Source organism: Paractinoplanes deccanensis, assembly GCF_016862115.1.
Classification (GTDB): domain Bacteria; phylum Actinomycetota; class Actinomycetes; order Mycobacteriales; family Micromonosporaceae; genus Actinoplanes; species Actinoplanes deccanensis.
In genome coordinates, this window is sequence record NZ_BOMI01000067.1 from 98,642 (window position 1) to 111,117 (window position 12,476).

At 72.5% G+C, this 12,476-nt stretch carries 12 protein-coding genes; 2 read left to right on the top strand and 10 right to left on the bottom strand.

The genetic code is table 11. The features are described from left to right. The first annotated feature begins 28 nt into the window (after nucleotides 1–28). On the top strand, nucleotides 29–1,411 hold the full coding sequence (locus Ade02nite_RS18340) for a WD40 repeat domain-containing protein (protein WP_203764493.1): 1,383 nt from the start codon (nucleotides 29–31) through the stop codon (nucleotides 1,409–1,411). A 311-nt stretch (nucleotides 1,412–1,722) separates the two neighbouring features. Beyond that, the gene (locus tag Ade02nite_RS18345; protein ID WP_203764503.1) at nucleotides 1,723–2,676 is read left to right on the top strand and encodes an alpha/beta fold hydrolase; all 954 of its coding nucleotides are present in this window, start codon (nucleotides 1,723–1,725) and stop codon (nucleotides 2,674–2,676) included. Between the two features lie 7 nt (nucleotides 2,677–2,683). Here the strand turns inward: Ade02nite_RS18345 and Ade02nite_RS18350 are convergent, their stop codons facing one another. The 10 genes from Ade02nite_RS18350 to Ade02nite_RS18395 all read right to left on the bottom strand — a co-directional run bounded on the left by Ade02nite_RS18350 (nucleotide 2,684) and on the right by Ade02nite_RS18395 (nucleotide 12,471). Further along, complete coding sequence (locus Ade02nite_RS18350) at nucleotides 2,684–3,460, bottom strand: energy-coupling factor ABC transporter ATP-binding protein (RefSeq protein ID WP_344301405.1); 777 nt, start codon at nucleotides 3,458–3,460, stop codon at nucleotides 2,684–2,686. A gap of 5 nt (nucleotides 3,461–3,465) precedes the next feature. Continuing rightward, a complete protein-coding gene (gene cbiQ, locus Ade02nite_RS18355) occupies nucleotides 3,466–4,227 on the bottom strand; it encodes a cobalt ECF transporter T component CbiQ (protein ID WP_203764508.1) in 762 nt (253 codons plus the stop codon). After that, nucleotides 4,227–4,601 (bottom strand): PDGLE domain-containing protein, encoded by a 375-nt coding sequence (locus tag Ade02nite_RS18360; protein ID WP_203764509.1) that lies wholly within the window; start codon nucleotides 4,599–4,601, stop codon nucleotides 4,227–4,229. Before Ade02nite_RS18360 ends, cbiQ begins: the two co-directional genes overlap by 1 nt. After that, a complete protein-coding gene (locus Ade02nite_RS18365) occupies nucleotides 4,598–5,296 on the bottom strand; it encodes an energy-coupling factor ABC transporter permease (protein ID WP_203764510.1) in 699 nt (232 codons plus the stop codon). The genes Ade02nite_RS18360 and Ade02nite_RS18365 overlap by 4 nt, the downstream gene beginning before the upstream one ends. Before the next feature lie 126 nt (nucleotides 5,297–5,422). Continuing rightward, on the bottom strand, nucleotides 5,423–6,427 hold the full coding sequence (locus tag Ade02nite_RS18370; protein WP_239168857.1) for a 5'-3' exonuclease: 1,005 nt from the start codon (nucleotides 6,425–6,427) through the stop codon (nucleotides 5,423–5,425). Between the two features lie 2 nt (nucleotides 6,428–6,429). Continuing rightward, a complete protein-coding gene (locus tag Ade02nite_RS18375; protein ID WP_203764577.1) occupies nucleotides 6,430–7,437 on the bottom strand; it encodes a LacI family DNA-binding transcriptional regulator in 1,008 nt (335 codons plus the stop codon). A gap of 48 nt (nucleotides 7,438–7,485) precedes the next feature. Continuing rightward, nucleotides 7,486–8,994: an L-arabinose isomerase gene (gene araA / locus Ade02nite_RS18380; RefSeq protein WP_379036371.1), complete on the bottom strand. Its 1,509-nt coding sequence runs from the start codon at nucleotides 8,992–8,994 to the stop codon at nucleotides 7,486–7,488. Between the two features lie 2 nt (nucleotides 8,995–8,996). After that, nucleotides 8,997–9,689: an L-ribulose-5-phosphate 4-epimerase AraD gene (araD, locus tag Ade02nite_RS18385; RefSeq protein WP_203764518.1), complete on the bottom strand. Its 693-nt coding sequence runs from the start codon at nucleotides 9,687–9,689 to the stop codon at nucleotides 8,997–8,999. After that, on the bottom strand, nucleotides 9,686–11,359 hold the full coding sequence (gene araB, locus Ade02nite_RS18390) for a ribulokinase (protein ID WP_239168858.1): 1,674 nt from the start codon (nucleotides 11,357–11,359) through the stop codon (nucleotides 9,686–9,688). The genes araD and araB overlap by 4 nt, the downstream gene beginning before the upstream one ends. Further along, nucleotides 11,359–12,471 carry a LacI family DNA-binding transcriptional regulator gene (locus Ade02nite_RS18395; RefSeq protein ID WP_203764521.1) on the bottom strand — a complete coding sequence of 371 codons (1,113 nt, stop codon included), beginning with the start codon at nucleotides 12,469–12,471 and terminating at the stop codon, nucleotides 11,359–11,361. The genes araB and Ade02nite_RS18395 overlap by 1 nt, the downstream gene beginning before the upstream one ends. Nucleotides 12,472–12,476 lie beyond the last annotated feature (5 nt).

A 12,476-nucleotide genomic window follows, 5' to 3' on the forward strand; every position in this document is an offset into this window, starting at 1 on the left:
CTGCTGCTTCGTGTCCAGCATGGGTCGGGTGACAACAGGGAGCGCCGCGGCACAGGCCGCGCCGGTCAGCTGTGTCGCGTTCCGCGCCGACGGTCGGCGGCTCGCCAGCGGCACGCACGGTGGCAGCGTCCTCGTCCAGGACACGAGCGACCCGGCCAGACCGACGAGGTTGACCGAATTTGCCCATCGGTCCGCCGTGCTCGGCATCGCCTTCAACCCGGCGGCGGCCGACCTGCTCGCCACCGGCTCCGCCGACGGCACCGCCGCGGTCTGGCGGGTGGTCGACGATCGCCCGCCGGCGCTCATGAAGGTCCTCAGCGGTCATCCCGCGCCCGTCGTCGCCGTGCACTGGATGCCCGACGGGCAACATCTGCTCTGCCGGCTCGGCGACGGCCGGGCCGCGGTCTGGCAGGCGTTCGGCGAGACGTACCTCGGCGAGGTAGATGACTGCCTGCATCTTGATGTGAGCCCCGCGAGCCTGGTGGCCTCGGTCGGCGCCAGCGGCATGGTCTCCGTGCGTGATCTGGCCGGCGACCCGAACCCGCTTGCCGCGCGGCAGGCGCCCGCGGTCGAGGCCTGCGCCTGGGCGCCCGACGGGGCCACGCTCGCCCTGGCGCGGCGCGACGGCGCGATCGAGTTGCGGACCGCGCAGCTCGACCCCATCCGCACGCTTCGCCCGGGCACGGCGCCGTTGCGGGCGATCACCTGGTCGCCGGACGGCCGATACGTGATCGCCGGCAGCTACGACGGCACCCTCGCCGCCGTCGACACCTCCGACCGCACCCTCTGGCGGCACGCCGACCCGGCGATCCGGCCGCGCTCGCTGGCGGTGGGCGGCCCCGCGATCGCCACGTCGTCGTTCGGCGACCGGCCGTACCTGCTGGACCTCTTCTCCGGTGGCCAGTCGCGGCAGGAGGCGGGAGACCCGTCGTCCCCGGCGGTCGCCTTCCGCGACGGCATGGTCATCGCGGACGGCCGCACGGTCACGGCCGGGCCGCTCGGCGACCGCACCGTGATCGTCGAGCACGAGCTGCCGGTGCGCGCGGTCGACGCGCTCGGCGACCGGATCGTGGTCACCGCGGCCCACCAGGCCATCCGCCTGATCCGTGTCGGCCCGGCGGCCTACGAGGTCGAGCTCGGCGTCACCCTCCGCGCCCCGGAGCCGGTGCGGACGGTGGCGCTGCTCGGCTCGCCGGAGGCCACGGTGGTGGTCGCCGCCTCGTACGACTTCCGGCTCTTCGCGTGGACGGTCGACTGGTCGGGCCCGCCGGTCGGCCCGCGCCTGGCGGGCGAGTTCGGCGCCGGGGTCGCCTCGTTGCAGCGCCTGGACGATCAGCGTCTCACCGCCACGGACCACCGCGGCGGCCTCGTGATCCTCGCGCTGGGCGCGGACGGGGCTCTTTCCGCTTAATGCCGGGCGTCGCCTCTTGTCGGTCATGGACGGCCTCCTGTCGATCGGATGGCGCAGAACATAGGCCGCGCCGGACCCGGCCGGTGTGCCAACCGCCTCCCCTGTGGATAACTCCGGGCGTTGCCGCATTGTGGATAACTCCGGGACGGGGCGGCGCCGGGTCTATGGTCGAGGGCGCACGTGTCGGTGGCCGAGGCTTCGGTGAGCGTTCGGACCACCGGTTTGACAACAGCACAGTGAAGATCTGAACTCTGGAGCGCGGCCCACGTCCTAGGGGTGCGAAACGTTCCCGACCCCTCCAGGACAACTCCATGAAGATCGCCCGGCGGCTGCTCGGCGCTGTTCTGATCCTGCTCGTCGCCGCGATCGCGACGATCTACCTGTGGCCGCTGCACAGCTCGCGCCTGACACACGCCACGGAGGCCACGCTGCCCTTCGCCCAGGCACAGGCGAGCGCCAAGGCAGCCGTCAGTGCCGACACGGCGGACACCGACGTCACGGCCCGCTGCCGGACCAAGGCCCTGCTGCACCCTGAGCGCACGGCGAAGGCCGTTCTGATGCTGCACGGATACACCGACTGCCCGGCGCAGTTCGACGCGCTGGCGCAGTTCTACTACGACAAGGGCTACAACGTGTACGTGCCGCGCGCGCCCCGGCACGGCGTCAGCGACACGAAGGCCCACGCCGGACTGCACGCCGACGAGCTGGCCGACTACGCCGAGCAGGCGCTGACCGTGACGTCGGGCCTGGGTACCGACGTCGGCGTGGTCGGCGTCTCGGGCGGGGGCGTGCTGGCCACCTGGCTCGCCGAGTACCGCCCCGACGCGGTGGCGCATCTGCTCGCGCTGTCGCCGTTCTACCAGCCCGCCGCCGAGCAGGCGCCGGCGTGGCAGGTGAAGCCGCTGATGGTGCTCTACGGCAACCGGCTGCTGCCCGATCACTTCAACGGCCAGGGCTTCTCGTACGCGGCTCTGTCGCAATACCTGCGGATCGCGCGCAACTACCGCGACGACCCGGCGAACCCCAAGCTGCGCAGCGTCGCCGTGGTCACCTCGGCGAACGACACCTTCATCGACCGCGGCAGGGCGGCCGAGATCACCCAGGGCATCGCCTCGGCCAACAACCTCCAGCTGGGGCGCTACGAGATCCCGGCCTCGTGGGGCGTCGGGCACGACACCGCCGACCCGGCCGGACTCGGGAGCCACGCCGCCGAGCTCGAGACCACCTACCTCGCCCTGTACGAGGGCGCCGGCTCGGCGGGCTGACCGCCGCTCAGGCCCCCATGCGCGCGGCGGCCGCCACGGGGTCGAAGCCGAAGGGCAGTTCGAGGCGGTGGGCGCGCAGCAGGTCCTCGTCGGCGAGGAGGTCGCGCGTGGGGGCGTCGGCGACGATGCGGCCGGCGTCCAGGATCACCGAGCGGGGGCAGAGCTGGAGGGCGTACGGCAGATCGTGGGTGACCATGAGCACCGTGACGGGCAGCGGCTCCAGGATCTCGGCCAGCTCGCGGCGGCTTGCCGGGTCGAGGTTGGAGGAGGGCTCGTCGAGGACCAGGATCTCCGGGCGCATGGCCAGCACGGTGGCGACGGCGACGCGGCGGCGCTGGCCGAAGGAGAGGTGATGGGGCACCTGGTCGCGGTGCTCCGACATGCCGACGGCGGCGAGGGCCTCGTCGACGCGGGCGTCCAGCTCGGCGCCGCGTACGCCCAGGTTCTGCGGACCGAAGGCCACGTCCTCGGCGACCGTGGGCATGAAGAGCTGGTCGTCCGGGTCCTGGAAGACGATGCCGACGCGGCGGCGGATCTCGGCGAGGCCGGCGCGGTCGGCGGGGTCGACGCGGGCGCCGGCGACCTCGATGGTGCCGGCGCCGCCGTGCAGGATGCCGTTGAGGTGCAGGACCAGGGTGGTCTTGCCGGCGCCGTTCGGGCCTAGCAGCGCCACCCGCTCGCCGGCCGGGATCGTGAGGTCGACGCCGCGCAGGGCGACGTGGCCGTCCGGGTAGGCGAAGTGCACGCCCGCCACGCGCAGGGCCGTCTCTGTCGTTTCCATCATGGTGATCATCCCAGAGCGGCGGCGAGGGCTATTCCGGCGGTGGCGACCGGCAGGGAGGCCGCGGCGACCCACTGCGCGGTGGGAGCACGGTCGTCGGCGCGGCGGGGGAGGCGGCCCTGGTAGCCGCGGGCGACCATCGCCAGGTAGACGCGCTCGCCCCGCTCGTAGGCCCGGAGGAAGAGCGCGCCGACGCTGACCGCGAAGGCCTTGACCTGCCAGAGGAAGCGCGGGTCGTAGCCGCGGGCCAGGCGGGCGACGCGCATGCGGCGGGCGTCGTCGGCGAGCACGTCGAGGTAGCGCAGCATGAAGGTGGCGATCTGGGTGAAAACCGTGGGGCAGCGCAGCCGGTCGAGGCCGAGGATCAGGTCGCGCATGGTGGTGGTCGCGGCCAGCAGCAGGGAGGCCAGGACGCCTAGGGTGCCCTTGGCGAAGATGTTCCAGGCGCCGTGCAGGCCGTCGACCGACAGCGACAGGCCCAGCCAGGTGACCCGCTCGCCGTGGCCGAAGAAGGGCAGGGTCACGGCGAGCAGCACGAACGGCAGCTCGATGGTGGCCCGCTTCGCGAGCCACGTCGCGGGCACGCGGGCCGCGATCGCCACGGCGGCGAGCAGCACGAGGTAGCCGCCGAACGCCCAGAACTCCGTCCGCGGGGTGATCACCACGATGATCGTGAAGAGCAGCACCGCGACGATCTTGACCTCGGGGGCCAGGCGGTGGACGGGGCTCTCCCGCTGAAGGTGCAGCGGGTGGGCGTGGCCGGCGCCCATCAGCGGCCCTGATCGGTGTCGGTCGCGGTGGCCGCGGACTGGCCACGGCGGCGCACCAGCCAGAAGACCCCGCCCCCGATGGCAAAGGTGATCAGCACGCCGAGGACGCCGGAGAGGCCCGTGGACAGGTATTCGTTGTCGATGCCCTTGATGCCGTAGTCGGCCAGCGGGCTGTCGGCGAGCTGGTGGTCGCCCTCCTGCTGAGCCATGCACGTACCGCCGGTGATCTCGCCGTCGGCGTTGAACGTGCAGCCCTCGCGGGCGGTGTAGTCGAGGCCGTCGGGGCTGCCGGAGGCGAAGCTGCTGACCACGCCGGCGAGCAGCAGGGCGACGAGCAGGCCGCCGGCGAGGAACCATCCGAGTCGCTTGCTCATGCCGCCGCTCCCACCTCGACGTTCACCGGCTTGCGGAAGCGCCGCAGCGCGTACACCAGATCGGGCCGGACCCGGGCCACGGTCGCGACCGTCGTCGCCGCGATGACGCCCTCACCGATGCCGATCAGCACGTGGACGCCGGCCATGGTGCCGGAGATCCACGGCAGCGACAGCTCGGTGGTGCCGCCGAGCGCGTATTCGAGAACGAAGCCCTGCGAGGCCACGACGACGGAGATGATCGAGGCGATCAGGGCCGTGGTGCCGAGGCCGGCCGGGGTCTTCGGCAGCAAGCGCAGCAGGGCGACGACGAGCACGTAGCCCGCGGCCGTGCCGAGCAGGGCCATGTTCGTGATGTTGAGGCCGAGGGCGGTGAGGCCGCCGTCGGCGAAGAGCAGGCACTGCACGATCAGCACCGTCGAGACGCAGAGCGCGCCGACCCACGGCCCGACCAGGATGACGGCCAGGGTGCCGCCGAGCAGGTGACCCGAGACACCCGGCAGCACCTGGAAGTTCAGCATCTGCACGGCGAAGATGAACGCGGCGACCAGGCCGGCCATCGGGGCCAGCCGGTCGTCGAGATCGGCCCGTGCCTGCCGGACGCAGAAGGCCAGCGCCACCACCGCGAAGACCGCGAAGATCGCCGACACCGGTCCGTTCACGATGCCGTTGGCGATGTGCATCGCCGTCGTGTCCATGACGGGCCTCCTCTCAGATTGTTCCCAGCGACGGAAGCATATTGGCGCGAGGATGCTGTTGCAAAGAGTTGGCAACAAGACGTCACACTGAAGATCAAGTTAAGAGCCGGGTGTATGAGCGGCCGCTCAGAAGAGGGCGAGCTGGCCGGGCGTGGGGTCGCGCCGTGCCGAGAGGCCGCCCCGGAAGACCCACGGGCGCACCTCGGGAATGGGGTCGGCGCCGGCCTCGACCACGGGCGGGGCGCCGCCGGTCAGAGCCCACAGGGAGGGGCCGAGGTTGATGCCCCGGGCGCGCAGGGCCTTGCGCATCACGGCCATGCTCAGCGGCAGGCGTGCCGAGGTCAGCGGCGGGATCGGCAGGTCGTGGCGCATGCTCATCAGGGCCCGGTTGCGCTCGACGATCTCGCGGGCGGAGGGGTCGGTGAAGTGCTGCGCGGCGTGGGCGCCGACGGCGTCGCGGATCAGGGCGGCGCCCGCTTCCCAAGCGGCCTCGATGGTGCCGAACGCGGACAGCAGCTTGGCCGCGGTGGTGGCGCCGAAGCGGCGTACGCCATGGAGATTGTCGGAAGGATCACCGCGCAGCGCGGCGAAGTCCCGGTATTGCCACGGGTGCACGCCGTAGAGGTCCGCCAGGCCGGCCGCCTCGACCAGGACGGCCTCGTCGAAGCCGCCGTTGCGGACCCGCAGCACCGACGTGTGCTCGTCGAGCAGGGCGAAGGCGTCGCGGTCGCTGGTCATCAGCACGGAGCGCCAGCCGGAGTCGCGCGCCGCGGCCGCGGCGCTGGCCAGCACGTCGTCGGCCTCCCAGGACTCGTGGACGACGGTGCAGACGCCGGCGTCCCGCAGCAGGGAGGGCGCCTCCAGCAGCTGCGCGGTCAGGTCGGGCGCCTTGTCGGGGCGGTGCGCCTTGTACGCCGGGTAGGTGACCCGGCGCGCCGAGGACGAGGGGCAGTCGAAGCCCACGACGAGCGCGTCGGGCCGCAAGTGGGCCGCGGCCCGGGCGAGATAGCCGAAGAAGCCGCGCAGGGCCCAGATGGGGCGCCCGTCGGCGTCCACCCAGCCGTCACCGGCGCCGGCGTGGTAGGCCCGGTGCAGGAGACTGTTCCCGTCGAGGACCAACAGCAGCGGCACCCTCAAGAGGGTACGCGGACCCGGCCTCCCGGGGGAGCGACGCTCTCCCGGGCCACCAGCGACGGCGCGATGGTCCGCCGGGCGGCGACGTCGGCGCCGCGCTCCTCGATCTGGGCGAGCAGCAGTTCGAGGCTCGCCCGGGCGGCGGCGTCGAAGTCGGGCCGCACGGTGGTCAGGGGCGGGGTGTAGAAGGCGGCCTCGGGCACGTCGTCGAAGCCGACGATGCTCACGTCGTCCGGCACCCGGCGGCCGTGCTCGCTGAGCGCGCGCAGCAGGCCCAGGGCGATGTGATCGTTCGCCGTGAAGATCGCGGTCGCCTCCGGCAGCCGGGCCAGCAGCTGCCCGTTGCGGTAGCCGGACTCGGCGCTCCAGTCGCCGGTCAGCAGCGGCGGGATCTCCTTGCCGGCGTCGCGCAGCGCCGACTCCCAGCCGCTCACCCGGCCGGCGGCGTCGAACCAGTCGGACGGGCCCGAGATGTGCCAGACCGTCTCGTGCCCGGCGGCGAGCAGATGCTCGGTCGCCGCCCGCGCGCCGGCCACCTGGTCGACCGTGACGAGGGTGCTGGTGCGTTCCGGGTCGCCGTCGATGGTGACCAGCGGCACATGCTCGGGGAGCTGGGCGAGGGCCGGGCCGGCGCTCGCCACGGGGGCGATCACCACCAGCCCGGCGACCCGCTGGTCGAGGTGGCGCTCGACGGCGTCGGCGATCGAGCGCTCGTCGAGGTTGCGCACGCTGCTGACGTTGACCGCGAAGCCGGTCGCCAGGGCGGCCTCCTCGAACGCGGTGAGCATCATCGCGGGGCCGTAGAGCGCCGTGTTCTGCGTGACCACGCCGATCACCTTGGAGGTGCCGGTGACCAGGGCACGCGCGGCCCGGTCGGGCCGGTAGCCGAGCTCGGCTATCGCGGCCTGCACCTTGAGGCGGGTCTGTTCGCTCACGTTCTTGTGCTCGTTGAGCACCCGTGAGACCGTCTGATGGGACACCCCCGCCAGCCGAGCCACGTCCATCATCCCGGGCGGCCGTCCGCGCTTCACGCTCACCCGGGGCAGGATATCGTCTTACCTCAGCCCGCCTGCGAGCAGCTGATATGCGGCATTCCAGCGGAGCTCCTTGCGAATGTGCGCGGCCGTGGCGGTTTCGTCGATAAGCACCAATTCCGTGCGGGTCAATTCGGCGAACTGGTCGACCGTGGCGGCGTCGAGCGCCGTGCTGAGCACCGTGTGGTGCGGCCCGCCCGCCGTCAGCCAGCACTCGGCCGACGTGGGCAGGTCGGGGTGCGGCTCCCAGACGGCGCTCGCGACCGGCAGCGCCGCCAGGTCCTCGTCCGGCGGCACCACCGTGATCGTGTTGGCGACCAGACGGAAGCGGTCACCGAGATCACAGATGCCGGTGACGATGCCGGGACCCGGGGCGGCGGAGAACTTCAGGCGTACGGGGTCCTCGCGGTTGCCGATGCCCAGCGGGTGGATCTCGGCGCGCGGGCGGCCCGCGGCGATCGACGGGCAGACCTCGAGCATGTGGGCGCCGAGGATGCGCTGCGGGCCGGGGCCGAGGTGATACGTGTAGTCCTCCATGAAGGACGTGCCGCCGGGAAGACCGTGCCCGGCCGCCTTCAAGGTGGCGAGCAGCAGTGACGTCTTCCAGTCGCCCTCGCCGCCGAAGCCGTAGCCGTCGGCCATGAGCCGCTGGACCGCGAGGCCGGGGAGCTGGCGCAGCCCGCCGAGATCCTCGAAGTTGGTCGTGAACGCCCCGAAGCCGCCGCTGGTGAGGAACTGCCGCAGGCCGGCCTCGATCCGGGCCGCGTACCGCAGGGAGTCGTGCCGCTCGCCGTCCTTCGCCAGCTCGGGGGCGACGTCGTACAGGTCGGCGTACTCCGCGACGAGCGCGTCGACGGCGGACTCCGGGACCGCGTCGACGACGGCGACCAGGTCGTTCACCCCGTACGTGTTGACCGAGGCCCCGAAGTGCCGCTCGGCCTCGACCTTGTCGCCCTCGGTCACCGCCACGTCCCGCATGTTGTCGCCGAAGCGGGCCAGCCGCAGCGAGCGCATGGTGGCGACGCCGATCGCCGCCCGCGCCCACGAGCCGATCCGCTGCCCGGTGCGCGGGTCGGAGGCGTGGCCGGCCACGGTCGTCCGCGGCACGCCGAGCCGGGTCTGCACATAGCCGAACTCGCGGTCGCCGTGCGCGGCCTGGTTCAGGTTCATGAAGTCCATGTCGATGGTGGCCCACGGCAGCGACAGGTGGGCCTGGGTGTGCAGGTGCAGCAGCGGCTTGCGCAGCGTGTCCAGCCCGCTGATCCACATCTTGGCCGGCGAGAAGGTGTGCATCCAGGCGATGACACCGGCGCACTTGTCGTCGGCGTTCGCGGCGACCATCGTCGCCTTGATCCCGGCGGAGTCGGTGAGCACGGGTCGCCACACGATCGGCAGCGGCACCGCGGCCGAGTCGTCGAGCTGGGCGACCACCTGCTGCGACTGGGACGCCACCTGGGCGAGGGTGTCCTCGCCGTAGAGACCCTGGCTGCCGGTGAGGAACCAGATCTCGCGGCCCTCGAATGGGTTCATGCTCATCTCATCTCCGAGAAGTTGCCGTAGTAGGCGTCCGGGCCGTGCTTGCGGCTGTAGTGGCGGCGGACCAGGTGCTCGGGCGGGGCCGCGGCCGGGTTGAGCCCGAGCGTGCGCAGCGCGATGCCGGCGACCGCCTCGCAGATGATCGCTGTCTCGAGCGACGCCATCGCGGTGGCGCCCCACGTGAACGGGCCGTGGCTCGCCGCGAGCGCGGCCGGCACCGCCTCCGGGTCGTCGCCGATCGCCTCGACGATCGCTCTGCCGGTGTTGCGCTCGTAGTCGCGCTCGCACTCGGCAGGGGAGAGATCGCGCGTCACGGGCACCGGGCCGTTGAACGTGTCGGCGTGCGTGGTGCCCAGCACCGGGATGACCCGGCGCGCCTGGGCGAAGGCGACCGCGTCCGCCGAATGGGTGTGCGTGATGCCGCCGATCGACGGGAACGCTTGATAGAGCAGGCGGTGCGTCTCGCTGTCCACCGAGGGCTTCAGGCGGCCGCCGACCACCTCACCCGTCTCGAGCGAGACGGTGACCATCGACTCCTCGGTCAGGTCCGGGTACGGCACGCCGGACGGCTTGATCACGTAGACGCCCGCCGCGCGGTCGACCCCGCTCACGTTGCCCCACGTCAGCGTCGCCAGGCCGGCCTCGGGTATGCGCCGGTTGGCCTCCAGGACGTCATGGGCCAGGCTCATCGCAGGGCCTCCCGCCGGATCTTGCGCAGGCGGCGCATGACGTCGTTGCCGTGCCGGCCGAAATAGTCGACCAGCGTCAGATATTCGGCGTAGAGCGCGTCGTAGCGGTCGGCGTTCGCCTCGTTCGGCGTCCAGGCGCCGCGCACCACGCGGCCCATCGACGCGGCGGCGGCGCGGATGTCCGGGTACGCCCCGGCGGCCACCGCGGCGTGCAGTGCCGAGCCGAGCGCCGGGCCCTGCTCGGAGTCGAGCACCGCGAGCGGCATCCGGGTGACGTCGGCGTAGATCTGCATGAGAACGGGGTTCTTCTGGAGACCGCCGGTGACGATCAGCTCCTCGACCGGCACGCCGGAGTCGCGGAACGTCTCGATGATCAGCCGGGTGCCGAAGGCGGTGGCCTCCATCAGCGCGCGGTAGCCGTCCTCCGGGCGGGTGGCCAGGGTCTGGCCGATGATCACTCCGGACAGTTCGTGATCGACCAGCGGCGACCGGTTGCCCGAGTGCCAGTCGAGCGCGATCAGGCCGTGCGCCCCGACCGGCTGGTCCGCGCAGAGCTCGCTGAGCACCTGGTGCAGGTCCTCGCCGCGTTCCTTGTAGGACGCCGGGACGCAGTTCTCGACATACCAGCCGAAGATGTCACCGACACCCGACTGGCCCGCCTCGTAACCCCAGAGGCCGGGCACGATGCCGCCGTCGACGACCCCGCACATGCCGGGCACCTCGCGCAGCTCGTCCGAGCTCATCACGTGGCACGTCGACGTCCCCATGATCGCGACGAGCTGACCGGGCGCGACCGCCTGAGCGGCGGGCGCCGAGACGTGGGCGTCCACGTTGCCGACCGCCACGACGACGCCGGTGTGCAGCCCGGTCCAGGCCGCCGCCTCCTCGGTGAGCGTCCCGACCGCGTCGCCGAGCTGGCCGATCGGCGCGTCCAGGCGGGTGGTGGTGAAGTCGGCGAACTCGGGGTTGAGCTCGCGGAAGTACGCCTCGGACGGATACGAGCCGTCGACGAACTGGCCCTTGTAGCCGGCCGTGCAGGCGTTGCGCACATAGCGCCCGGTCATCCGCCACACGATCCAGTCGGCGGCCTCCACCCAGTGGCGCGTGGCCGCCCAGATCTCGGGGTCCTCCTCCAGCACCTGGAGCGCCTTCGCGAACTCCCACTCCGAGCTGATCAGCCCGCCGAAGCGGCGCAGCCACGGCTCGCCCCGTTTCGAGGCCAGCTCGGTGACGCGGTCGGCCTGCGGCTGAGCGGCGTGGTGCTTCCAGAGCTTGACGTACGCGTGCGGGCGGCCGGCGAACTCGGGCAACTCGCTCAGCGGCGTGCCGTCCTCGGTCGTGGGCAGCACGGTGCACGCGGTGAAGTCGGTGGCCAGCCCGATGACGTTCGCCGGATCGGCACCGGCGGCCCGCAGCGCCGCGGGCACGGCGGTCTTCAGCACGTCGACGTAGTCGCCGGGCACCTGCAAGGCCCAGTCCGGGGGCAGCGACCGGTCGCTTCGGCCCGGCAGATGCCGGTCGACCACCCCATGGGTGTACGGGTGGACAGCCGACCCGAGCTCGGCGCCGTCGCTGACCCGCACCACGACGGCGCGGCCGGACAGGGTGCCGAAGTCGACGCCGATCACCAGAGCCTCGGACGGGCGGGCCATCTCGGACGGTGGTGCCATCAGGAACTCCTGTCTCGTGGCAGCGCTTCTTGTGGCTGTGGCACTTTTTGTCGCTGTGGCGCTTCTTGTGGCTGTGGCGCTTCTCGGGGCTGTGGCGCTTCCTGTCGCTGTGGCGCGTCTTGGTGGCGCCGCGGCGCCGCCACCGTGTCGCGGTCGACGAGGATCGGCTCCACCAGCGCCGACGCGGCCGTGCGGGTGCCCGCGACGAGCTGGTCCAGCAGCAGCCGCAGCGCCTGCCGGCCCACATCGGCGAACTCCTGGCGGATCGTGGTCAGCGCCGGGTGGAAGTACGCGGCCTCGGGCACGTCGTCGAAGCCGACCAGGCTCACGTCGTCGGGCACGCGGCGGCCGTGCTCGGCGAGCGCCCGCATCAGGCCGAGCGCCACGTGGTCGTTGGCGGCGAAGATGGCGGTGCAGTCCGGGATCCGGGCCAGCATCCGCCCGCACTGGTAGCCCGACGCCGCCGACCATCCGGCCCGCAACATCGGCGGTGCCTGCACCCCCGCCTCGGCCAGGGCGGCGCGCCACCCGGCCTCGCGGGCGCGGCTGCCGTGCCACTGCTCCGGGCCGGCGACGTGCCAGACCGTGCGGTGCCCGTGGGCGAGCAGATGACGGGTGGCGAGCAAGCCGCCCGCGTGCTGGTCGACCGAGACGTTCGTGACCTGCCACTCGGGCAGGCCGTCGACGGTCACGATGGGTATCCCGGGCGGGACGAGCCGCATCGCCTCGGCGGCCGCGTCCACCGGGGCGATGAAGACCAGACCAGCCGCACCCTGCTGCACCAGTCGCTCCACGATCCGCCGCGACGCCGCGGTGGCGTCGTAGCCGGCGATGTGCCCGACGGTGAGGGAAAGGTCCGCGCCGAGCGCTGCCTCGCCTATAGCCTGCACCATGCTCGACGGCCCGTACAGCGTCGTGTTCTGCGCGACCACCCCGACCACGTTGGACCGGCCGGTGGCGAGCACCCGCGCCGACAGGTTGCGGCGATAGCCCAGCTCCGCGATGGCGGCCAGCACCCGGGTGCGGGTCGTGGGCGAGACGTGCGGATGGCCGTTGAGCACACGCGACACCGTCTGGTGCGACACGCCGGCACGGGCGGCCACATCGGACATGACGG